This is a genomic window from Psychrobacillus lasiicapitis (genome assembly GCF_006861795.1).
In the GTDB taxonomy this organism is placed as follows: domain Bacteria; phylum Bacillota; class Bacilli; order Bacillales_A; family Planococcaceae; genus Psychrobacillus; species Psychrobacillus lasiicapitis.
In genome coordinates, this window is record NZ_VDGH01000007.1 from 144,279 (window position 1) to 167,826 (window position 23,548).

The following is a 23,548-nucleotide window of genomic DNA, read 5'->3' on the forward strand; positions in this document are numbered from 1 at the left end:
AAATATTCTTAATCTAGGTGCGTTGATCAGTCATCTTGTTTCCTTAAGTAAAAATGACGATTGTTTGCAGTTTAATATTTCAATTCGCTATGTAGGGATAATGCGTCTTAAGACAGAGCTATTATGTGTCCGCTGGGATTTTCGCTGCAGGGTAGACGCTTTCCGCGGGCACAGCTTCAATCTCTTCGTCGCCCACGCTACTGCGGGGCTTTCAGCTCGTGCTTTTCCCGCTGGAGTCGCCACCCTTTTGCTACAATCCAGTAGAGTTTGCTAATTACTAAGAAATGATGTACTAGATTTCGTACTATATTGTTTTCTATAGGGAAAACCTATGAATAATTGAATGAGACATACTTTAGCAATTATTAGCAAGTTCGATTGATTGAAGCGCATGGCGGCGACTCCTGTGGGATTAGCGAGACAGGTGAGACCCCGCACGTAGCGTTAGCGGAGGAGGAGGCTCACCGCTCGCCCCACGGAAAGCGTCCGCCTGGAGCGGAAATCATGGCGGACATCTTAGTATCTCTTTACGATGCATCATCCCTTTTGAGTGACGGAAAGCTAATCAGAAGTTGACTAATTGCACACTAAAATAAATGCATTACATTAGTTGGAAAAGTTATAATCATCGGCAGCTCTGAATCAGTTATAATCAAAGTAATGAAAGGATGAGAAATAATGAACCCTTTTACAGAAAGAGTTATGGAAATTATACAAGCAATACCACAAGGAAAAGTAATGACATATGGTCAAATTGCAAAAGAAGCTGGAAGTCCAAGAGGGGCAAGACAGGTCGTTAGAATACTCCATACGATGAGTGCAAAACACAACCTACCATGGCATCGAGTAATCAATATTAAAGGAGAAATCGCCATTCCGGATGAAGAAACTGCTTATTCACAGCGTACGATGTTAGAAGCAGAAGGCGTTTTCTTTCGCTCGAATGGACTTGTGGATCTTAAAAAATCAAGACATGTACCTGAAATTAATGATGTAGATTTAATTTAACTTTATTCATTCTGCGTAAGGGTGCAGAATGAATAAAGTTAAAGCCTCCGGCGGATGTCACAGATTTTGAAAGGAGTTAATCGTACGAGTACGATTCAAAATCTGGACGCAAATACGCCAAGGCGAATTTGATTGAAAGAAAAGAGGAAAAGAAAATGTTCAAATGGCAAGGCGCAGCAGGTGTTTGTATAAATGAAAAGAAGGAAATATTAATGGTTCTTCAAGCAGCTCCAGATGAAGAAAAGAAATGGACCGTTCCATCGGGGACAGTAGAAGAAGGAGAAACATTTGAAGAATGCTGTATAAGGGAGTTCTCAGAAGAAACTGGTTTTACAGTGGGTACTACTGAAAATATACATACGAAAAGTGGCGTCATCAGCGAACATGGAATTTCTTATCATGTAGAATATTTTTTAGTAGATATAATAAGTGGGGAAATAACGCTTCAAGATCCAGATGAATTCATCCATGAAATCGCTTGGAAGTCATTGGAGGAGATTGCAGAACTCCCATTAGCTTATCCAGAAGATATCCACATACTTGAGCAAGTTTTAAAAAATAGAAACTAGTAGTTTCTTAAAAACGTATAGATAAAAGAGGTGATAAAGATGCCAAATCTTTTAATCGTTTTAGTAGCGGTAGTAATCTTCTTCCTAGTTAACTATTTTTTAACGAGAGATAAGAAAAAACTGAAAAGGTTTCGGGAAGAGTGGGAAACGGGGAAGTTTATTAGACAAAATGAAGCAACAGAATCTATTTCATCCTACTGGTTAAACAAAAAGAACAGCAAAGAAAGCTATGATGGGGTAGACCAACTAACATGGAATGATTTATCTATGGATAAGGTATTCCAAAAGCTCAATTACACACAAACCACTGTGGGCTCGGAATATTTATTTAATCAGCTGCGTGAAATCGAGCCAACGCTTGAACAGAAAGAGGAAGATGAGCATCTTTATACATTAGTTGCTAGCAACCAGGGATTAAGGGAAAAAATCCTTCTTCTCCTTACTGGACTTGGAAAAAGGGATTACACGAACTCTACCTCGTTTTTTTATGACACTAATAGTAAGAAAGTAGGGAATGGATCTGTCTACTATCTCCTCGCTTTTTTGCCGATAGCTTCTATTGCTTTATTATTTTTCAATTTGAAATGGGGACTTTTTTGTTTACTTGCCTCCTTTTTGATCAATACCATCATTTATTACCGAAATAAAAGTATGTTGGAGTACGATTTGGTATCCGTTACCTATATTGCTTCCATCATTCATACCGGAAAACGTTTTTCTTCTGTTAATCAGTCAGAATTTAATTCTTACGTAAATAGATTTAAGGACAATATGAAACCGTTAAAAAAGGTTTTGTTTCTCAGTAATATTTCTTCCCTTGGGAACAAAGGTGGAGGAGAATTCGATGTTATTTTCGAGTATATTCGAATATTATTTTTGCTCGATTTTATTTCCTATAACAAAATTGTCAAAACGATTTCAGACCATCAAGAGGAATATCATGAAGTATGGCAACTGATTGGTAAACTGGATGCTGCAATCGCGGTTGCATTTTACCGAAAATCGCTTGGTACATATTGCACACCTAAATTCGTAGATAAAGAAGAATTATTATTCGAGAACATGGCACATCCACTTATAAATAACCCGGTGACAAACACGTCTGCACTTGGTAAAAGCACGCTTGTGACTGGATCAAATGCCTCTGGGAAATCCACTTATATTAAAGCAATCGCCATTAATGCGATTCTGGCACAAACGATTAACACGGTATTGGCAGAAAAGTGGGTCATGAAACCAAGTTATATTGCGACATCCATGGCTATTCAAGACAATGTGTTAGATGGAGATAGTTATTTCATCGCAGAAGTTAAATCACTTAAACGCATTGTGCGTTTAATAGAAGAAGGTAAACCATGTATATCATTTGTGGATGAAATTTTAAAAGGAACGAATACAGTGGAACGAATCGCAGCCTCTGCAGCTATGATGGAATGGCTTTCTTCGAATAAAGGTATAAATATTATTGCATCCCATGATATAGAACTAACAGAAATTGCGAGTCATGTGTATGCAAATTATCATTTTAGAGAATCCATCGAAAATGGAGAAGTACGATTTGACTATACCATTCATCCGGGTCCCTCCAACACAAGGAATGCCATTAAACTTCTAGAAGTACTTAGTTATCCACAAACTATTACAGAAAAGGCAAATGGACTAGCTGAAAGTTTTGTTGAAAAAAGAGAATGGGACGTTATCAGTGAACAGATCGCAAATTCTGGGAAACTAAGATTAATCGAGAAAAATTTTATACACACAAAAAACTAAAAGGCATAACTCGCCTTTTAGCTTTTTGTGTAAATATGCACAGCATCTCTCAAAAACACTGCTGCACCAGGCTGTATCTTATCGTAGTAAGCAGTAAATCGTTCATCATCCACATACATTTGTGCGACACCAGCATGGGCATCTTTCGTATACTGATCCCAATAAAAGCTCAGCCATTGTCGGTGCAAATCTGCTGTCTTTTGTGCAAGCTCTCCTGCCGGATCACCTGTTACCATTGCTGCTTTTAAATTCAAAGCTAGTTGTTCTTCTAACTTTGTCACTTCCTCATATTGTACTTGCGTCATTCCTTTTACTTTCGTATTTGATTTATTTACAGCGTCCGCACCATATTTTTCGCGTATTTCTTTGCCGTATTTTTGCTCGTTATCATCCACAAGCTTTTGTTTGAAACCTTCAAATTTTTCTTGGTCTGTCATGATTATCTTCCTTTCTGTTAATTGAATGGATTTATCCACATTTTCGATTAATAAATCTAATTGAGCTCTTTTTTCAAGCAGTTTTTCCCGATGTTCCTTTAAAGCAGTTGCCCCGTCGAAGTCTACTGAAGTCATTATTTCTTTAATGCTATCTAAATTTACTCCAAGCTCCCGATAAAACAAAATTTGCTGCAGTCGATCTACCTCTGCAGAACCATAAATACGATATCCTGATGAATTGATACGTGCAGGTTTTAGTAAACCGATTTCATCATAGTAGCGAAGTGTTCGTGTGCTTATTCCAGCCAGTTGACCAAGCTTTTGTATAGTATATTCCACTTCCTCACCTCCTAATAGCTACAGTGTAAACCTTGACGTAGCGTGAAGGTCAAGTCGAAACTTTAAAAAAGATCAGTCCAATCAATCTAGTTAAAATGTTGCCGACAGAGTGTTTTCATAGTAAATTTCAGTAGAGAGTTAAAGAAAAAGCAAAGGGGATTGGAAAATGACAACAATCGGTTTTATAAGGCATGGCGTAACAGCATGGAATAAAGAAGGACGAGCTCAAGGAAGTACGGATGTGCCGCTTGATGAAGAGGGCATCCAAATGGCTGAGCGTGTTGCTAATAGAATGGAATATGAAGAATGGGATATCATATATACAAGTCCTTTAATTCGAGCAAAAAGAACTGCAGAAATTATTGCAGAAAAGCAGTCAGCACTACCATTTTATATAGATAAGCGTTTAGGTGAGATTGGCGGAGGAATCATTGAAGGTACTACGGAAGCAGAACGTGTAGCGAAGTGGGGTCTAGAATGGAGAAAGCAGGATATGGGTTTTGAACCAGAGGAAACGATTATTTCTAGAGGGATGTCCTTTATCGAAGATATTAAAGAAGCACATCCTGGTAAACGAGTTTTAGTCGTGAGTCATGGTGGGTTTATCGGAAGGCTTCTAAAAATATTAGTTCCCCATGGAGAGTTTGAAAACGATATAGGCAACACTTCTGTTACCGTAGTAGAGCTTCAAGATAGTAAAAATTTATGTCATCTATTTAACTGTACAAAACACTTAGAAACGAGAGAAGTATAATGTATAAAGACGCAGATTATTACATTCAACACTTAGGTTTAGAAGCCCATCCGGAAGGTGGATATTATAAAAGTACTTTCGCGTCTGAAAAGACATATGATGCTTTTGGCAAGACTCGAAAACAGTACACGAGCATATATTTTTTGTTAGGGGAAGGCGATGTATCACATTTTCATCGATTGAAATCAGATGAATTATGGTACTTCCATGGTGGCAGTTCATTAATTGTACATGTCATTAATGAAGAAGGGGATTATGTCGAGCATAAACTAGGGCTAGATATCGCAAATGGGGAATCTCCTCAAGTACTTGTTCCTCGTAATTCAATATTTGGTTCATCAGTTGTGGCTACAGGAAAGTTTTCGCTCGTTGGATGTATGGTGTCTCCTGGTTTTGATTTTGAAGACTTTGAGCTCTTCACGCAAAGTGAATTACTGGAAAAGTATCCGCAACATGAACTAATTATTCGAAAGATGGCTTATGAGAAATTATAATAGGGCAGAAATGCTTGTGAAAGCAACTACCTACTAGCATAGATAGTCAATTCAAAAATGCCGTTGGAGTGCGACTGTACCCAACGGCATTTTCTATTACTGATTCAGTTGAATATATTTTTCACCAAGTACTTCTTCTACTATATAGCTATCAGCAGCCAATTCTTTTTCCACGAAAGCAGCTACATCTTGTTGTGCTAAATTATAAAGCTCTTCAATTTCACGAGAGAATAATAGCCCTTCTTTTTGTAGAACATGTTGTAAAGTATTAATTGCTTTTGGTTGAATATTTTCTTCTGGCAGTATTTGTTTCAATGCTTGCACGTAATTATCGTATGGGCGAGCTCCTACAACTTTTACTCCTTTTTGTTCTTCGTTTAAGAAAATGATTGTTGGGAAGCCACGAACTCCCAGTCTTCCTGCCATGATGAAATCTTCTTGCAGACTTTCTTGTGCAGCTGGCAGATGTGATTCTTTTACGATTTCTTCTCCGTTTAGACCGATACTGTTCACAATGTCGATTAGTAATTGGTCGTTACTAATATTTTTATTAAACGGGAAAACGGCTTCTCTTGCTTTTCTTAAAAAGACAGGAGCTAAGCTAGCGTCTTTTTGTTGTACTACTTTATATACACGGGACGGGATATAAGAGGAAGTGACTGGATCCTCGAACCAAAAGCTACCGTCGATTGGCATACGTGTATGGTCTCCCACTTCTCGCCAGTGTCCCGCTACGTCACCAGGTCCGGAGATTCCATTAGATACATCTGCGAATCCGTCCCATTTTTCGAGCAAACCACCCATTAATGTATGCAGATTGATATACTGTCCGTACTCTTCCAAAAATTTACGTAATGTCGGTTCTAGTGCCCAGCAATGCGAGCAAATTGGGTCGGTTACATAATAAAGATCGATTTTTTTAGTTGGTGCAGTTAAATCGATTAGCTCCATCTCGGAATTTCCTTCTCCTGCTGGTCCACATATACCTGTTTCTAAATCACACATCATTGAATTATTGTTCGTCATGTTATTTCTCCTTTTCTAGTGTAATATGTTGTTTTGCCCAAGCATGTACCGGTTTGAGTGCTTCTGCAAGTTCCTTTCCGGCCACTGATAAATGGTAAGAAATTTGGACAGATGGCTCCACCATCGTTTTTTTCTCCACTAACCCATGTTCTGCGAGTTCTGTTAACTTAAGTGACAATGCACGAGGTGTGATGTCATTTAAATCCTTTTTCATATCTGAGAAATGGGCACAATAATTGGGACAGTTAAATAAGTAATGAATAATTAAACCGTTCCAGCGGCGGCCAAGTATTTCAAAAGATGATTCTAAATATGGACAAATTTTCATTGTATTCATTCCTCTTTTCTATTTCATTATAATTGGTATAAAAAATATATCAAGTATAAAAAATATATTTAAAATAAAAAAGGTATAAAGGGAAAGACTATAGAATGGGAAAGAAGGGAAAACCAATAGGAAGGAGGGTTCTTGAATGACTAAAAAAGTTGCAATCATTTTCTTATTATTTATTATTATCTCGGTTATTGTGATGGTGATGGAAGATAAAAACGAAACGATAGATAAAGATGTACAGCCTAAGGAAGAAGGAACTCTACCAGAGGCAGAATCACTTGTTGAACTTGTCTTTGAGCTTGCTTCAAAAGGTCAAGTATTAGATGTACCGTTTATCGCAGGAGAAACGGGTATACAGGAAGTGTATGAGTTATGGGGTGAATCTGCGAGTAAAAGTGAGCTTTCTACAGCTATATATGAAGAATATCCATCTAAAAAAGCAACGATTGGTCACCAGTCCGATATCGTATTTGATATAAGAACTAACTCCGAAGCTATCCAGCAAATAAGCTTAAAGGATATTGAAAAGGTAAAAGGGGAAGAGGATGCAATAAAATATGATGAGTTGGGCCAACTAATACTCGTGTATGAAGTGAAATCTAATTACCAACTTAAGTGGATCATTCAAAAACCAACAGAAAATGAAGCTAATCCAAAGGTCGATCATATATCTGTTGTTACAGATCCTGTAGAAGTTACGGAACAAGTTAATCCCTTGATAGATGAGATGACTTTACGAGAAAAAATAGGGCAAATGATTTTTGCGGGAGTAAAAGGAACGGGCCTTTCTGAAGAGACAAAGCAATTAGTTTCTACAGACAAAGTAGGTGGTCTCATTTTTTTCAAAAATAATTTAAAAGATGTACAGGGAGCAGTTGCATTATTAAACGCAATCAAAAAAGAAAGTGAAGATGAAAAGTTCCCATTATTTTTAGGTGTCGATCAAGAAGGGGGTAGAATTTCACGATTACCAGGACTGAGCAAGTTACCGACCAATAAGGATATTGGGAAACTAAATAATCCTTCCTATTCCTATAAAATAGGTACCCACTTAGGTGAAGAATTGAACGCATTTGGTTTTAATCTTGATTTTGCGCCTGTATTGGATGTGAATAGTAATCCTGAAAATCCAGTGATTGGTGATCGTTCATTTGGGAATAATGTGGATATTGTCAGCGAACTGGGTGTTCAGACGATGAAAGGCATTCAAAGTCAAAATATTATCTCTGTTGTAAAGCATTTTCCAGGGCATGGAGATACGGATGTGGACTCTCATCTAGAACTACCGATTATTGAAAAAAGTTTGGAGGATTTACAGAAACTTGAATTGATCCCGTTTAAACGAGCAATGGAAGAAGGGGCGGATGTCATAATGGTTGCTCATATTTTAATGCCTAAACTTGATCCAGGGTTTCCTTCATCTTTGTCGTATGAAATTATTACTACACTACTTAGAGAACAGCTACACTTTGAAGGCGTTATTATGACGGATGATATGACGATGAACGCAATCACCCACAACTATGAAATTGGTGAAGCGGCTGTCCGAGCAGTAACAGCTGGAAACGATATTGTGTTAATCGCACATGATTATAAAAATGTTCTAAAAGCGATAAATGCAATTGAAGAATCAGTAAAAGACGGAGAGATTTCAGAGGAAAGAATAAATGAAAGTGTACACCGCATTCTTGCACTAAAAGAAAACTATAAATTAGTTAATAAGGAAGTAACAGCAGTCAACTTACAGCAGCTTAATGAAGCTGTAGAACAATTATCGATAAAATAAGGAGATGAGTCGAATGATTATTCAAATAAATCAAGTGGATGTAGCATATAGAGAAGAGGGAAAAGGAGAACCGATTTTACTTGTGCATGGATTTTGTGGTAGTTCTGATTATTGGCGCAATCTTATCCATGAACTTGCTCAAACGTACCGAGTTATTGCATTAGATTTACCGGGCCATGGGGATTCTTCCGTGCAGGAAAATATAAACGAAATAGATCAGTATGCTACTTTTATAAGAGATTTTCTAGATGAACTAAAAATTGACCAAGTAACAATGTTTGGCCATTCATTAGGAGGTTATATTACGCTTGCATTTGCAGAAATGTATAGTGATCGACTAAAAGGTTTCTCGTTAATCCATTCTACAGCCTTCCCCGATTCAGAAGAAGCAAAAAAAGGAAGAGACGCTTCTGCAGACAAAATAGAGACAGAGGGAATGGAAGGATTTATAGAAGGATTAGTTCCGAAATTATTTTCACCTAAACATTTGGATAGACATCATAAAGAAATAACAGAAGTGAAAAATATCGGCTATTCTACATCTCCTGCTGGAGCAAAAAGTGCACTTATTGCTATGAAAAATCGAATTGATCGCCGAAAAGTTATACAAACCACCAATCTACCAGTGCTATTAATAGCTGGAGAAGAGGATCAATTGATACCTCCAGACAAAGTCTTTACAGCAAAGGGGCAGCATATAAAACAAATACTACTAAAGAATGTTGGTCATATGAGTATGTACGAAGCACCCGAAGAATTAATACAAGAAATTATGGGATTTAAGTGAAGTAACTGGGCGAGCACGTCGCTTGCCCAGTTTAAAGCTTATACTGTTTCAAATCCCGTTTTTCTTTAAGCTAATATATAAAGAGCCATTCGTTTGAAGTTGAGCATAAAATACTTCACTGACAGATTCAACTCCGTGTTTACGGAGTTTTTTCATTACCCAATCTTCTGTTAAGTCAAGCTCCTTTAAGTTTTTTTGGACAATTTTCCCGTCTGAAATAATTTCAGCAGGCATAAAGGCAGGAAGCGATACATCTGCTTTGACATCTAATTTTGTGGCTTCTTGTTGCGCTACTTTCTTAAAAACACTCAATTCTCCATTAGTCTCGAGAACGGCATAATGGACCTCTTGAATGGAAAAGATAGACTGTTCTCTTAACATCATTAAAACATCGTCCATATGTAGGCGAGAAGACTTTAAGGATTTGACGGAAATCTCACCATCCTTAATAATAATCGTCGGCTCGTCGTCGATTAGCACACGTAACTTAGTAGATTTTAATGAAATGTAGCTCATAAATAATGTGAGAAGAGTCCACCATACTATTGAAACAAGACCATCCAGAAAAGGAGTTTCTTTTTGCGAAGCGATTTCTGCAGCGATAGATCCTATTGAAATACCTGTGATGTAGTGGAAAAATGTAAGCTGGCTAAGCTGTTTCTTGCCTAGAATACGTGCTAACACTAATAATGCTGCAAAGGAAATAGTAGTCCTAATAATCATTTCCCAAAAGTTCAATTCGAAAAATGTATCCATAATTCTATTCAAACTCCTCTATAAAATAACTTTTTTTTAGTATGACCTTCATGCATGTAACTATCCCTGAAACAAAAACTTAATCATATTGTCAGAATTTGCGATATAATGACTCTAATAAAGTTATTTCGAGAGTAGAAAGAGTGTGATATGTAAAATGACGACCGGAACTGTTTCGAGGAGATTAGGTAATCCGATTTATCCTATTATGTTTGCAATTGGTCTTTGCCATTTATTTAATGATTCACTTCAAGCAGTTATTCCTGCTATGTTCCCAGTACTAGCCAAGGAGATTGGGTTAACTTTTACCCAGTTGGGTTTAATTTCTTTTGTGTTAAATATTGTAGCGTCTGTATTACAGCCTGTTGTAGGCTTTATAAGCGATAAGAAACCGATGCCTTATGCACTTCCGCTTGGAATGACGAGTTCTTTTATAGGCGTGGCAGGACTTGCGTTCGCCCCTGAATATTGGATGATTTTAGTTTCTGTCATTTTTTTAGGGCTTGGTTCAGCAGTTTTTCATCCGGAAGGTTCTCGGGTCTCTTTTATGGCAGCAGGAACTAAAAGAGGGTTATCTCAATCGATTTATCAAGTAGGAGGCAATTCTGGACAAGCGCTTGCACCTTTAATAAGTGCATTTATCCTTGTGCCACTTGGTCAAAAAGGAGCTGCACTGTTTTTAGTTGTTGCAGCAGCTGGAATTTTCATCTTATCCAAAATTTCGACTTGGTATAAAAAACAACTAGAGGAAGAGAAAACGGCGAAAACGAAAAGAGCCTTACTTTCGTCGCTACCGCCTCTTACTAAAAAACAAGTAGGAATTGCATTGACACTTTTAATGATTATTATTTTTGCAAGATCATTTTATGTGACGAATATGACAAATTTCTACATATTCCACCTAATGGACAAATACGGATTTACAATTCAAAAAGGGCAATTGTTTATTTTTATTTTCCTTGCGCTTGGAGCGGTTGGCACGTTTTTTGGAGGACCATGGGCGGATAGATTAGGTAGAAAAAATGTTATTTTGCTTTCGGTGCTTGTTCCGATTCCACTAGCACTATTATTGCCGTATGTTCCGATTTGGACGGTTGTCGTTTTACTTGTTTTGATTGGTTTTTTCATTATGTTAAGTTTTTCGGTAACTGTTGTGTATGCACAAGAACTTGTACCGAGTAAGATAGGGACAATGGCTGGGCTAACAGTTGGACTTGCGTTTGGAATGGGAGCGGTAGGAGCGGTAGTGATTGGTATATTAATGGACCACGTTGGTGTTTATACGACAATGATTATTGTTTCAACCTTGCCGATCATAGGACTCGTAGCATTCGCATTACCAAGGGATCGAAAAATTACATTGGAAAGTAAATAAAGTGAAACTTCAATCAGTGGGGGTTTTTCGACGCACAGGAAGTCCCCGTCATCCCCCCACTGATTGTTAGTTGTGTCCCACACGATGTGGGTCACATAGACGTTGCAAACGCTCTTTTATATTGCGACGAGCTTTGCGCAGGAGCAACAAGATGTTGCGTACTTAGTCTGGGATCATTTCATCGGGCGCATGCCAGCAGTTGATCTCCCACTTATCTTTTCGCTTTTAAATCTTGAAGTGGGTGTCTTACTGCCCGTTAATGCGGGATAAAAAAGTAGTAGATCAATGAACTATAAGCTTCGTTTAAACAACCATTACAGAAGAATGGCGTAAATAAAAAGCGAGATATTCAACTAATAAGTAGTTGAATATCTCGCAAAGATATCTTTGCTTTCTATAACTTTACACTACAGCCATCGGGTACTTGAGATGTATCTGTAACTAAATTATCTTGAATATGAACCTGATGCATTTTGTTATTATGCATAAACTTGAAAATGCCATTGTCGAAATCTGTGCCTATTTCTTTAAAGAAAATACCTTCTTGGCACATATTTTTAGCACAAGTGAACGAAACTTTATAGGAGTCTCCGTCAGTAACTAAATAGGCACGGACTCCTTTTTCAAAAATGCCCTCTTCTTCATCCTTTACCGAACGTTCAACTGAAACTACGTGGAAGTCGACGAAAGGAATTTCTCTTAACAGAACATTCATAAAAGAACCCTTTGTGATTTCTTCCCATCTACTTTGAGCAGTTTGTCCAATAATAATTTGTGTAATATTAAGCTGATGAGCAACTTCTTTAATCACTTTCGAAGATGAACGCTTTTCATTATCGCGAATGATAAATTCTTCTACTTCTAATTCTTCCGCTAAGTTTTTCCATTCCTCAATATAACTAGATTTCTCAGCGTCGAACGCATCATATGGAAGTGGGTCTACGGTTAGAATATAAAGTGGACAATCCAGCATACTTGCTATTTTATGTCCTCTTCTGATCAATCGTTCTCCATTTGGGCCGTAGTATACGCAGACAAGTATACTTTCATCCATCCGACCTTTTGTGTGTTTCACGGTTTCTACACCTCGTTTTTTAATTGTTTTTCATCTATCTACATGCATGTGCTATTCAAAATCTTCTGCCTTATTCACATCAAGTGCAGTGTCTAGTTCTTTCATGTATAATTTAACATGATATATTCTTTAATATATCCATGTAATCCATCTTTTATATGAAAAGCATACTTAGTGCTTTTCGCTTAAACAGGCAATGTTAAACACCCCAAATTCTTCTGAAGTACTTATAAGGACCTCATATGGATTCCTATTATGCTACTAGTTACTGGGATAGTCAAGTATCCCTTTCAAATGAAATAATTCTTTCAAAACTAAAAATTCACATAATACGTTTTGGAAATAGGAGGCTACAATTTGTTTTCAGTTACTTTCGCTATTATTATCCCATTTATAATAGCTGCTCTCGTGCCATTCATCTATAGGCGATTTAAATTATTGCATATAGGATGGTTTGTCATGTTAGTGCCTATAACGTTGTTTTTAATGCTCGCTAGGCTGATTCCCTCGGTAGCGAGCGGTAAAACATATATCCATACATACAATTGGATACCCTCATTAAATATTAATTTCACTACTTATTTGGACGGTTTAAGTATGATATTAGGATTACTTATTACCGGTGTAGGAAGTTTAGTAATTCTCTATTCTATTTATTATCTTTCTACAAAAGAATCACTTCAACATTTCTATTGCTATCTTCTATTATTCATGGGTGCCATGCTTGGTGTCGTATTTTCCGATAACTTAATGGTGTTATATGTGTTTTGGGAATTAACAAGTGTTTCTTCTTTCCTATTAATTGCATTTTGGAATCATCGTAAAGCATCAAGACTTGGTGCTCAAAAAGCAATGCTGATCACAGTAAGCGGTGGGATTGCCATGCTAGTCGGTTTCATCATGCTTCACACAATGTCCGATACTTTTAGTATACGTGAAATTATAGCAAACGTAGGGGACTTAACAGAACATGCATTATTCATCCCTACGATGATTTTAGTATTACTTGGAGCATTCACCAAATCCGCTCAGTTTCCTTTTCATATTTGGTTACCAGATGCAATGGAAGCACCGACGCCTGTTAGTGCATACTTACACTCTGCGACGATGGTGAAAGCCGGAATTTATCTAGTCGCTCGCTTTACACCAGTTTTTGGCGGAGATCAACTATGGTTTTGGGTTGTAAGTGGTGTTGGAATGATTACATTATTCTGGGGTTCGTTTAATGCCGTTCGTCAAACCGATTTAAAGGCGCTATTAGCATATTCTACTATTAGTCAGCTTGGTCTGATTATGAGTTTACTTGGATTAGGTTCCATTGCTTTGCAGTACGGTTATTCAGAGGAATCTATTATTTATACACAAGCCACATTTGCAGCTTTATTTCATCTCATTAATCACTCCACGTTTAAAGGAGCACTATTTATGGTCGTTGGGATTCTCGATCATGAGCTTGGAACACGGGACATTCGTCGTTTAGGTGGATTAATGACCTTTATGCCATTTACTTTTACTGTAGGGGTAATTGGTAGTTTGTCTATGGCCGGGCTGCCACTGTTTAATGGATTTTTAAGTAAGGAAATGTTTTTTGCAGCGACTGTTCAAATAATGAATGCTGATGTATTTTCTTTACAATCTTTAGGAATCATTTTTCCTATTATTGCATGGATAGCGAGTGTATTTACATTCGTTTACTGTATGATTATCATTTTCAAAACATTTCTTGGACCGGTCCAACCAGAGAAATTGGATAAACCCCTTCATGAAGCACCAGTAGGGATGCTTATTTCTCCAATAATTTTAAGTGTGTTCGTTGTTGGCATTTTCTTTTTCCCAAATCTTTTGGGTGGCTATATACTGAAGCCATCAATGGAGAGTATTTATCCGACATTTGGAGATCCGGCAAATCTTACGCCTTCCATACATGCTTGGCATGGGATTAAGCCTGAATTACTAATGACGATTGGTGTAGTTTTAGTTGGGGCATTATTATATCGACTCCTTAAAAAATGGAAACCGGTTTATGGATTATTGTCTTCTAGATATACATTAAATGCATACTATAATAATTTTTTATCGTTTGCAGAAAGTAAATCTACTAATGTAACGAACAAATATATGACAGGTCTATTAAGAGACTACTTAGTCTATATTTATCTCTTCTTTATATTAACGGTAGGTGGGTTCTTCTTTTATTCCGGAGCATTTTCAATTAGCTTTTCGATGGATGTAAGAATTAGAGCTTATGAAGTTATTTTGGTTGGAGTGATGGCAGTGGCTGCTGTAGCGATGTTGTTTTCCAAGTCGCGTATGACGGCAACTTTGTTAAACGGAGTTTTAGGATATTCTATTGCCATCTTTTTTGTCATTTTTCGAGCACCTGATTTAGCGTTAACTCAGTTGGTCGTGGAATCTATTACAACTGCACTATTCCTGTTAGCCTTCTCCCACTTACCTGATTGGAAAAAGGAAAGAGTTCCTTCCAAAACGAAAATAACAAATGCAGTTATTTCTGTGGGGACTGGGGCAGTTGTTGTATTGGTAGCGTTAGCAGTATTAAATTATGATCGATTTGAAACGATTTCGGCATTTTTTGAGAATGCTTACGAATTAGCGGGCGGTGCAAATATCGTTAATGCTATACTAGGAGATTTTCGTGGGTTTGATACGATGCTTGAGGTAGTAGTTCTTTTTATAGCGGGCTTAGGGGTTTATACAATGATTAAGCTTAGAGCGAAAAAGGGGGATGAAAACATTGAAAATAAATGATGTTATCCTACGTACAGTCACAAGGATTGTTGTTTTTATCATCTTAACATTCGGTGTGTATTTGTTCCTTTCGGGTCACAATACTCCAGGTGGAGGATTTATCGGTGGATTAGTATTAGCATCTGCGATTGTTCTTTTATATCTTTCAAATGATATTGAAAAAGTTCAAAAAAGCCTTCCGCTCGATTTTAAGCTAGTTGCAGCATCAGGTGTGCTGTTAGCGACTGGAACTGGTTTAGGTTCCTTATTGTTTGGGGTACCATTCATGTCGCAAACATTTGCTTATTTTGATCTTCCTGTCTTTGGCAAAACAGAGCTTACGACCGTAACGATCTTTGAAGCTGGAGTGGCACTTGCTGTAGTTGGTGTTGTTGTAACAATAATTTTAAGTATAAGTGAGGATGAATAGACTATGGAAACGTTAATAATACTACTAATCGGAATATTAGTTGCCGTTGCTACTTATCTAATCCTCTCACGAAATATTATTCGCGTAATTTTAGGGACTGCGGTGCTTTCTCATGCGGTTCATTTGCTCATTTTAACGTTGGGCGGTTTGAAAACAGGAAACGTACCATTGTTGACAGAAGCAGATGCGCCCTATACCGATGCATTGCCACAAGCATTAATACTAACGGCAATCGTAATTAGTTTTGCAGTCACGGCTTTCATACTTGTGTTAGCGTACCGCGCTTATCAGGATAACGGAACGGATGATTTAGATGCACTGAGAGGGACAAATGATGAATAATATAATTGTACTGCCTTTAATAATCCCAATCATGGTTGGGGTTATCCTCGTATTTCTTCGACCATATGTAAAAACACAGCGTGTGATTAGCTTGGTTACAATGCTTGGTATGGTTGGAATTAGTCTATATATTTTAAACAAAATACAAACAGATGGAATCCTACGATTAGATTTTGGCGGATGGGAGCCTCCGTTTGGTATTCTGTTTGTGGCAGATTCGTTTGCAATGTTATTTGTTTTAATAGCAAATATTGTAACTGCAATTTGTCTAATTTATGCTTTTTCTTCCATTGGAGAAAGTCATGAGAAAATGTTCTTTTATCCTTTTGTTTTATTTTTAATCGCTGGTGTAAATGGCTCATTTCTAACGGGCGATTTATTTAACTTATTTGTTTGTTTTGAGGTGATGCTTCTTGCCTCTTATGTGTTAATAACATTAGGAGGTAAGAAAGCGCAGCTTAGAGAATCGATTAAGTATGTTGTTATTAATATTCTTTCTTCCTGGTTTTTCTTAGTGGCACTTGCTTATTTATACGGCACGCTAGGTACGTTAAATATGGCCCATTTATCAGAAAGAGTAGCAGAGGCAGGACAGGGTCCTTTGCTAACAACTATTAGTATTCTATTTTTAATCGTTTTCAGTTTAAAAGCAGGTTTGTTATTGTTCTTTTGGCTACCTGGTTCTTATAGCGTACCTCCAACGGCAATTGCTGCATTGTTCGGTGCACTATTAACAAAGGTAGGAATTTATGCTCTATTTCGTACATTCACACTCATTTTCTACCATGAACCTTCGATTACACATACATTAATCGGAATTATGGCAGGAGTGACGTTAGTAGTAGGAAGTATAGGGGCGATTGCTTACCAAGATGTTCGTTTAATCTCGTCATACAATGTTGTGATTGCAGTTGGATTTATATTAGTCGGGTTAGCAGTTGCTACGCAAACGTCATTCGAAGGCTCAATCTACTATGTAATGCACGACATGATAGCAAAAGCAATGTTATTTTTAATAGCTGGTACGATGATTGCCCTAACTGGAAAAACGAAAATTGATGAAATGAGTGGGCTAATACGCAACTATCCTTTATTTGGCTGGATGGTATTCGTTGTAACTTGTTCCCTTGCAGGTATTCCGCCACTCAGTGGATTTGTTGGCAAACTGCTAGTTGGAGAAGCTGCAATAGAGTCGGGTTCATACGTTTTACTTGCACTTGCGTTTATCTCAAGCATTGTGGTGCTATACTCACTTCTTCGCATTTTTCTAAACTCTATCTTTGGTGAAACAATTATTAGTCCAGAAGATGAGGTGCCATTGAAAAAAGGAATGATTGTCCCTATCATCTTGCTTGCCATTGGTACGGTTTTTCTTGGACTCGGCGCAGAATTTATATCGGGATATGTAAGTGATGCAGCACGTACGCTATCCAACCCTTCTGTTTACATTGAAGCAGTATTAGGTGGAAATTAGTAATAGGAGAGGTGATGAAAAGTGCCAGCACAGTTTTTACTTAATTTATTTATAGCGTTTCTTTGGATGCTGCTACAAGATGAAGACGAACTTAAAATTACAACCTTTTTCGGTGGATTCATCGTTGGAATTGTGATTATCTTCTTAATGCATCGTTTCTTCGGTACGCAGTTTTACTTAAGAAGGCTATATTCGATCATTAAACTGATTTTTATATTCATTTCAGAGTTAGCAGCTTCAAGTGTATTGATAAGTAGGCAAATATTAAGTCCGAAGTTAAAAATAAAACCAGGTATTTTCACATATAGAACAGAACTGCAAGGAGATTGGGAAATCACAACACTTGCAATGTTACTTACTTTAACACCAGGCTCTGTAGTGATGGAAGTGAATCCTGAAGGGGATATGTTTTATATTCATGCAATGGATATAGAACAGTCAAAAGCAGATGTTCTGCGGTCCATTACCAAGTTTGAAAAAGCAATTATGGAGGTGACGCGCTAATGGTAGAAAAGATACTCTTTACAGCCCTTGCCTTATTTGCTATTACGATTGTAATCGCTTTAGTTAGAATTATAAAAGGTCCTTCGATACCAGACCGTGCTGTTGCCTTAGATATGATTGGTGTAAATTTAATCTCCATGATTGCAGTTATTTCCATCGTTTTAAAAACAAAAGCTTTTTTAGAAGCGATTCTAATTTTAGGGATACTTGCTTTCATCAGTACAATCGCCATTTCGAAGTACGTGGAAAGGGGGGTTATCGTTGAACGCAAATCAGACGATTGAGTTAGGAGCAGCTTTGCTCATTTTGCTTGGTAGTATTATGAGTGTAATCAGTGCATTAGGAATCATTCGTTTGCCGGACGTGTATACGCGATCACATGCGGCAACGAAAAGTTCTACACTAGCAGTTTTATTATCCCTTACTGGTGCATTTGTCTATTTTTGGGTGCACGAAGGTCTTATAAGTGTTAGATTGTTGCTTGGTATTGTATTTGTATTTTTGACAGCTCCAGTAGCTGGTCATTTAATAACCCGAGCAGCCTATCGAGCAAGGGTAAAACTCACAGATGACTCGTCAGACGATGAGCTAAAGGATGTTCTTTTTCCGGAAGATAAATAGTGTAGAAAATAGAAGCTAATTCTTTAAGAGCGTATCTTAAAGAATTAGCTTTTTCTATTTTAGGAAAGAATAATGTATTAGTTTTGTCACTTAATAGGGATACTGCGTCGTAAAAGAGATACGGCAAAGGCAATTGATTTCCGTTCCAGGCGGACGCTTACCGCGGGGCGGGCGGTGAGCCTCCTCGTCGCACGCTCCTGCGGGGTCTCACCTGTCCCGCTGATCCCGCAGGTGTCGCCGCCTTGTGCTTCAATCAATAGAACTTGCTGACTAATCTATAATTCAATGCAAAAAAGCTCTTTAATTTATTTACAACTGTCAAGCAGTCTCTTATTTAGAATCATTTTACGTACAGTATTAATTATAGGAAAGGTTGCTATTAGCCATTCAAGCAATGGCAGCTCCTAATAATTGATCACAATCGCTAGATAGTATATCTTATACAACTTATCAAAGGTTTTCACCCATAGAAAATGCAACATAGTACTAAATTTAGTGTCTCATTATGGAGTAAATACCAAACTCTATTGGATTGTAGCGAAGGGGTGGCGACTCCGGCGGGAACAGTACGAGCTGAAAGCCCCGCAGGAGCGGGAGCTCCGAGGAGATTGAAGTCGTGCCCGCGGAAAGCGTCCACCCTGTAGCGAAAATCCCAGCGGACACTTCATTCAACTCACTACCGCGCAGTTTCCCTATACTGCGCATACTATTTTCTCGACAGAATCATAGAAGAATATTATTCCAATAAAATAAATGTTCAATTAATTTCGATTAATATATTGCATTGAGACTGAATTCATAGTATTATCAAGTCTGATATATTGCATACAACGGTGATAAAGAACAATCATTTGTATAGCATTCATCTAAGAGAAATTTGGCACACGTTAAGAGATGATTATTTCTTATATCACAGGAGGAAGAAAGAATGGACAAGAAAATATCATTTTCCAATTACCTTGTTATCGGGGTAATGTTATTTGCACTGTTTTTTGGAGCAGGCAATTTAATATTTCCAGCAAGTTTAGGACAAAATGCTGGTACAAATCTATGGCCAGCAGTATTAGGATTTTTAGCAACTGGTATAGGATTACCTTTCCTAGGGACACTTGCAATGGGCTTTTCAGGAAGTAAAAACCTACAAGATTTATCAAACAGAGTACATCCTATATTTGCAGTAATTTTTACTTCAATGTTGTACTTAACAATAGGACCGTTCTTTGCACTTCCAAGAACAGGAGCAGTCTCATACGAAATAGGGATTCAGCCTTTTATAGGCGCAGAATATGCACAGATTGGATTACTTATCTTTACTATACTTTTCTTTGGGATTACCATGCTATTTTCGCTAAATCCATCAAAAATCGTGGATAATGTCGGGAAATATTTATCACCTGGAATAATCATTGGTTTATTTATTTTATTATTATTTGTTGTCATTAAGCCGATGGGTGGATTTGGGGAACCTCAGGGAAGTTATGGGGACAAAGCATTCATGACTGGATTTACAGAAGGCTACAATACAATGGATGCATTGGCATCTCTAGTGTTTGGTATCATTGTAATCACTGCAATTCGATCAATGGGCGTAACTTCAACAAAAGGAATTATCACAGCTACTGCGAAAGCTGGCGGTGTTGCGATTTTCTTTTTAGGTGTTATTTATGCAGGTATTGCTTATTTAGGGGCAACTAGTACCGAGCTTTTTGGCTTGTTTGATAATGGAGGTCCGGTGTTAAGTAGTGCTTCAGAGCATTATTTCGGTTCTTTTGGTGCAGTTCTTTTATCTTTAGTAATCTTCTTGGCATGTTTAACTACTAGTATTGGTTTAACAACAGCTTGTGGTGAATACTTTCATACGCTAATGCCAAAAATTAGCTATAAAGCTTTTGTCATTTTCTTCAGTGTGTTTACTTGTATTATTGCTAACTTCGGTTTATCGAATATTATTACGTATTCTATTCCAGTATTGATGTTGCTGTATCCTTTAGCAATTGTACTTATTTTATTAACGTTCTTATCTCCATTATTCAATCATGCGAGAATTGTATATGTGAGTGTTATGTTCGTTACGTTTTTAATAAGTGTTATTGATGGATTTAAAGCATTATGTGATTCATTAGAAATCGAACATTATAGCTGGTTAAAACCAATTGTATCGTTTTATGAGAGTAGCTTACCATTCTACAATGTTGGTCTTGGTTGGCTTATACCGTTTGTGATCGTTACAATTATCACGGGTGTTATTGCTAGGTTTCAAAAAGTAGCAACAGTATAAATTATACTATAAGCTTATAAGTAAAAAGTTCACTCTAGTTAAATAGAGTGAACTTTTTTTGTGAAGACAGGGAAAGCTAAGAGGGTTTTGAAATCAGCTTCTACAAGAAGAAGGGCAACAGATAGGAAACAATAAAGAGAGAGGCTGGTTGTGATGTTAATCACGGCAGCCTCTAGTAAAATTAGTCGGTTATAATTAAAGCATAATTACTGTTTTAAAAATTAAATTTGGTTTGCGCTTAGAAAGCGTCAGGCGTTTTTAAAATTCTTCGATTGTATATATCCAATTTGAACGCATCGTTTCTGCAAGCTTTGTTGCATCTTTTTCTCGTAGAAGCTTAATAATCTCTTCATGTTGTTCGATGGAATATTCTCTTAAAATGATTTTTTCATAATAGAATAATCTTCGCACATGGGCTTGAAGCATTTCTACCATAGAAAGTATGTATGGATTATTGGCACTATCTACAATAATCTTATGAAACTCTTCATCTACTTTTAAGGCAGTAGTGAATTCTTTTGTGTGGAGTGCTTCTGCAAATTGCTTGTTTTTTTCCTCTAGTAGCTGAAGTGTATCTTCGTCTATATTAGAAATAGCGAGCTCCGCTGCAAGCGCTTGCAATACAGCGAGCGGAGGTAGAAGATTATTTATATCCTCCGTTTCCACAGCAGTGACTTGAGTAGCTCTCCCTGGTTGCATGGATACGAAACCTTGTGACTCTAATAGTTGCAATGATTCTCGAATTGGTGTTCTACTTACACCCAATGCTTTTGCCAGTTCAATATCATTTAATTTTTCTAGCGGTTGTAATGTTCCATCAATAATCCATTGTTGTAATTGATTGAACGCATGGATTTTAGCAGTGGTGCGGACAGGTTTTGCATGATTTACAGGGATTGGCATTCTACATCCTCCTCTCAATTATCTTAATAGTTCAATAATAGTATACACTATATTATACGATATATCGTATTTTTTGAAGTAATTATTTTTATTCCATCAGTATTTTTAATGTGATTGTTTTTACATCGATAACAGATTCCTCTGCTATTATATCTTGAAGCATCACTTCTTTAAAATAGGCGATACTTTTAGGTAGGGGTATTTTGAAAATCTTTCGAAGCGCAGTTTCATACATCTTAAGAAACTCGATGTCTGTATTTCCGCGTTGCAATTCTGCAAAAGCTTCGTATACTTGGTCCAGTTTATCTGCAAGCTCTAATAGTCTGCCTTCTATTGTTTCATCTTTTCCTTCTTTCATCCTGTCGAAAAACACGGCTTGGAATTCTTTGGGTATTTCTTTTTTTATAAAATTCTCCATCATTTTTTCTTCTACATGTGAAAGCATTTGTTTCAATTCGGGTGAGGCATGCTTTACAGGAGTTTTGATATCACCGATGAAAATTTCTGCAAAATCATGGTTAATCGTTTTTTCGTAAAGTGATTTCCAGTTGATCGTAGCACCATTATTTTCTTCTATTGTAGCAAAGAACATGGCATATTGGGAAACCTTCCAAGAATGCGCTGCCACATTATGATCTTCAAATTTAAAACGTCCAGGAGCTCGAATAATTCTTTCTAAATCATTCATACTCATAAAAAACTTATGGATTCCCATTAAAACCACTCCTTTATCTTTTATTTTACCTTATTTGAGAATTTAGTGAAGTAAATGTACTATTTAAATAAAAAGAAAGTAGGCAAAAAAATTGAGCGATAAACACCCTTTATTAAAAAAGTTACAATGGAAAGAAAACCAAAAAGCAGTATTAATCGTAAATGTTCCAAAGGAATATGAAGATGTGGTAAAGGCGTTTGAAGGAAGGGTAGATAGAGAACGGAAAGAAGAAACGTACCCATTTGTTCAAATATTTGGAACCACCATGGAAGAAGTATCTACACTTGCCAAATCTGTAGTCTCTGCTTTAGAAGAGGATGCTCTATTTTGGCTATGTTATCCGAAAAAGTCATCAAAAGTTTATAAAGGGTCCAATTGTAACAGGGATACTGTAGCAACAGTTTTGGCAGAAGAAGGATTCGAACCAGTACGAAACATCGCAATAGATGATGATTGGTCAGCTCTTCGGTTTCGTAAGGTAGAGCATATAAAAAAAATGGTAAGAAAGTTCGCACATACCGAAGTGGGAAAAGAACGAACAAATGATCAATGATGTGATAAAACAATTGGAATATATAGCGAAAACAATAGAGCAGTTATTTCAATATGTAGATGTGGAAATACAACATAGACAACCAATTGCAAATAAAATGAGCTTATGGGAGGTTTGTGTGCACCTTGCCCAGATTCCAAAAGCTGACCTACTAATCTTGGAGGGTTATTCAGAGGAGCAGATGGCCAACTACTATTACGTTAATACACCGGTTAGTATAGATAATGCAAAAAAACTATTTTTAGCTGGGATTCAAGAACTTATTTGTTTATGCGAAAAGCTAACGAAGGAACAATTGGATAAAAAGTTTACAACATATTGGAAAAGTGAGTATAGTACAGCAGAATGGTTAATGCAAATAGTAACACATCTAGCCCACCATCGTGCCCAATTGTATCAGTACTTATTAATGCTAAATCGAGATGTGGAAATTGTTTTATTTCGATGAAATATGGGTAATCCTAATATAA

At 37.1% G+C, this 23,548-nt stretch carries 25 protein-coding genes; 18 read left to right on the forward strand and 7 right to left on the reverse strand.

The features are described 5' to 3' along the window. The first annotated feature begins 678 nt into the window (after positions 1-678). The 3 genes from FG382_RS13060 (at position 679) to FG382_RS13070 (ending at position 3,347) form a co-directional block, all read left to right on the forward strand. On the forward strand, positions 679-1,008 hold the full coding sequence (locus FG382_RS13060) for an MGMT family protein (RefSeq protein ID WP_142539329.1): 330 nt from the start codon (positions 679-681) through the stop codon (positions 1,006-1,008). Positions 1,009-1,163: 155 nt separating this feature from the next. Continuing rightward, positions 1,164-1,577 carry an NUDIX hydrolase gene (locus FG382_RS13065; protein WP_142539330.1) on the forward strand — a complete coding sequence of 138 codons (414 nt, stop codon included), beginning with the start codon at positions 1,164-1,166 and terminating at the stop codon, positions 1,575-1,577. 39 nt (positions 1,578-1,616) lie between these two features. Then, complete coding sequence (locus FG382_RS13070) at positions 1,617-3,347, forward strand: MutS-related protein (protein ID WP_142539331.1); 1,731 nt, start codon at positions 1,617-1,619, stop codon at positions 3,345-3,347. 17 nt (positions 3,348-3,364) lie between these two features. On the opposite strand, the gene FG382_RS13075 is transcribed toward FG382_RS13070, so the two are convergent. Then, a complete protein-coding gene (locus tag FG382_RS13075; RefSeq protein WP_142539332.1) occupies positions 3,365-4,123 on the reverse strand; it encodes a MerR family transcriptional regulator in 759 nt (252 codons plus the stop codon). A gap of 166 nt (positions 4,124-4,289) precedes the next feature. On the opposite strand from FG382_RS13075, the gene FG382_RS13080 reads away from it, so the two are divergent. Further along, a complete protein-coding gene (locus FG382_RS13080) occupies positions 4,290-4,877 on the forward strand; it encodes a histidine phosphatase family protein (RefSeq protein WP_142539333.1) in 588 nt (195 codons plus the stop codon). After that, positions 4,877-5,371 (forward strand): cupin domain-containing protein, encoded by a 495-nt coding sequence (locus FG382_RS13085; protein WP_211356396.1) that lies wholly within the window; start codon positions 4,877-4,879, stop codon positions 5,369-5,371. The genes FG382_RS13080 and FG382_RS13085 overlap by 1 nt, the downstream gene beginning before the upstream one ends. Before the next feature lie 96 nt (positions 5,372-5,467). On the opposite strand, the gene FG382_RS13090 is transcribed toward FG382_RS13085, so the two are convergent. Both FG382_RS13090 and FG382_RS13095 read right to left on the reverse strand, forming a co-directional pair. After that, positions 5,468-6,397: a DsbA family protein gene (locus FG382_RS13090; protein WP_229677411.1), complete on the reverse strand. Its 930-nt coding sequence runs from the start codon at positions 6,395-6,397 to the stop codon at positions 5,468-5,470. A 1-nt stretch (position 6,398) separates the two neighbouring features. Next, positions 6,399-6,725 (reverse strand): winged helix-turn-helix transcriptional regulator, encoded by a 327-nt coding sequence (locus tag FG382_RS13095; RefSeq protein WP_142539335.1) that lies wholly within the window; start codon positions 6,723-6,725, stop codon positions 6,399-6,401. A gap of 145 nt (positions 6,726-6,870) precedes the next feature. On the opposite strand from FG382_RS13095, the gene nagZ reads away from it, so the two are divergent. Both nagZ and FG382_RS13105 read left to right on the forward strand, forming a co-directional pair. Then, on the forward strand, positions 6,871-8,517 hold the full coding sequence (gene nagZ / locus FG382_RS13100) for a beta-N-acetylhexosaminidase (protein WP_142539336.1): 1,647 nt from the start codon (positions 6,871-6,873) through the stop codon (positions 8,515-8,517). Positions 8,518-8,530: 13 nt separating this feature from the next. After that, the gene (locus tag FG382_RS13105) at positions 8,531-9,304 is read left to right on the forward strand and encodes an alpha/beta fold hydrolase (protein WP_308421266.1); all 774 of its coding nucleotides are present in this window, start codon (positions 8,531-8,533) and stop codon (positions 9,302-9,304) included. Positions 9,305-9,352: 48 nt separating this feature from the next. Here the strand turns inward: FG382_RS13105 and FG382_RS13110 are convergent, their stop codons facing one another. Continuing rightward, complete coding sequence (locus FG382_RS13110) at positions 9,353-10,060, reverse strand: YetF domain-containing protein (protein ID WP_142539338.1); 708 nt, start codon at positions 10,058-10,060, stop codon at positions 9,353-9,355. 157 nt (positions 10,061-10,217) lie between these two features. On the opposite strand from FG382_RS13110, the gene FG382_RS13115 reads away from it, so the two are divergent. Beyond that, on the forward strand, positions 10,218-11,435 hold the full coding sequence (locus tag FG382_RS13115) for an MFS transporter (RefSeq protein WP_142539474.1): 1,218 nt from the start codon (positions 10,218-10,220) through the stop codon (positions 11,433-11,435). 394 nt (positions 11,436-11,829) lie between these two features. On the opposite strand, the gene FG382_RS13125 is transcribed toward FG382_RS13115, so the two are convergent. After that, the gene (locus FG382_RS13125; protein ID WP_142539339.1) at positions 11,830-12,510 is read right to left on the reverse strand and encodes a universal stress protein; all 681 of its coding nucleotides are present in this window, start codon (positions 12,508-12,510) and stop codon (positions 11,830-11,832) included. Between the two features lie 357 nt (positions 12,511-12,867). Here FG382_RS13125 and FG382_RS13130 point away from each other — a divergent pair, with 357 nt between their 5' ends. The 8 genes from FG382_RS13130 to brnQ all read left to right on the forward strand — a co-directional run bounded on the left by FG382_RS13130 (position 12,868) and on the right by brnQ (position 20,907). After that, a complete protein-coding gene (locus tag FG382_RS13130; protein WP_142539340.1) occupies positions 12,868-15,279 on the forward strand; it encodes a Na+/H+ antiporter subunit A in 2,412 nt (803 codons plus the stop codon). Next, positions 15,266-15,688: a Na(+)/H(+) antiporter subunit B gene (locus FG382_RS13135; RefSeq protein ID WP_142539341.1), complete on the forward strand. Its 423-nt coding sequence runs from the start codon at positions 15,266-15,268 to the stop codon at positions 15,686-15,688. Before FG382_RS13130 ends, FG382_RS13135 begins: the two co-directional genes overlap by 14 nt. A 3-nt stretch (positions 15,689-15,691) precedes the next feature. Further along, a complete protein-coding gene (locus tag FG382_RS13140; protein WP_142539342.1) occupies positions 15,692-16,030 on the forward strand; it encodes a Na(+)/H(+) antiporter subunit C in 339 nt (112 codons plus the stop codon). Then, positions 16,023-17,504: a Na+/H+ antiporter subunit D gene (locus FG382_RS13145; protein WP_142539343.1), complete on the forward strand. Its 1,482-nt coding sequence runs from the start codon at positions 16,023-16,025 to the stop codon at positions 17,502-17,504. Before FG382_RS13140 ends, FG382_RS13145 begins: the two co-directional genes overlap by 8 nt. A gap of 21 nt (positions 17,505-17,525) precedes the next feature. Beyond that, positions 17,526-18,008: a Na+/H+ antiporter subunit E gene (locus tag FG382_RS13150; RefSeq protein WP_142539344.1), complete on the forward strand. Its 483-nt coding sequence runs from the start codon at positions 17,526-17,528 to the stop codon at positions 18,006-18,008. Further along, positions 18,008-18,292 (forward strand): Na(+)/H(+) antiporter subunit F1, encoded by a 285-nt coding sequence (locus FG382_RS13155; protein ID WP_142539345.1) that lies wholly within the window; start codon positions 18,008-18,010, stop codon positions 18,290-18,292. Before FG382_RS13150 ends, FG382_RS13155 begins: the two co-directional genes overlap by 1 nt. Then, a complete protein-coding gene (locus FG382_RS13160) occupies positions 18,270-18,629 on the forward strand; it encodes a Na+/H+ antiporter subunit G (RefSeq protein ID WP_142539346.1) in 360 nt (119 codons plus the stop codon). The genes FG382_RS13155 and FG382_RS13160 overlap by 23 nt, the downstream gene beginning before the upstream one ends. Positions 18,630-19,557: 928 nt before the next feature. After that, positions 19,558-20,907 (forward strand): branched-chain amino acid transport system II carrier protein, encoded by a 1,350-nt coding sequence (gene brnQ / locus FG382_RS13165; RefSeq protein WP_142539347.1) that lies wholly within the window; start codon positions 19,558-19,560, stop codon positions 20,905-20,907. 258 nt (positions 20,908-21,165) lie between these two features. Here the strand turns inward: brnQ and FG382_RS13170 are convergent, their stop codons facing one another. Together FG382_RS13170 and FG382_RS13175 are read right to left on the reverse strand one after the other, a co-directional pair. Continuing rightward, positions 21,166-21,810 (reverse strand): GntR family transcriptional regulator, encoded by a 645-nt coding sequence (locus FG382_RS13170; protein ID WP_142539348.1) that lies wholly within the window; start codon positions 21,808-21,810, stop codon positions 21,166-21,168. Positions 21,811-21,898: 88 nt separating this feature from the next. Beyond that, positions 21,899-22,525, reverse strand: a complete 627-nt coding sequence (locus FG382_RS13175) for a YfbR-like 5'-deoxynucleotidase (protein WP_142539349.1) — start codon at positions 22,523-22,525, stop codon at positions 21,899-21,901. Between the two features lie 91 nt (positions 22,526-22,616). Here FG382_RS13175 and FG382_RS13180 point away from each other — a divergent pair, with 91 nt between their 5' ends. Together FG382_RS13180 and FG382_RS13185 are read left to right on the forward strand one after the other, a co-directional pair. Then, a complete protein-coding gene (locus tag FG382_RS13180; protein ID WP_142539350.1) occupies positions 22,617-23,078 on the forward strand; it encodes a DUF3052 domain-containing protein in 462 nt (153 codons plus the stop codon). Between the two features lies 1 nt (position 23,079). Then, positions 23,080-23,526 (forward strand): DinB family protein, encoded by a 447-nt coding sequence (locus tag FG382_RS13185; RefSeq protein WP_211356397.1) that lies wholly within the window; start codon positions 23,080-23,082, stop codon positions 23,524-23,526. Positions 23,527-23,548: the final 22 nt, after the last annotated feature.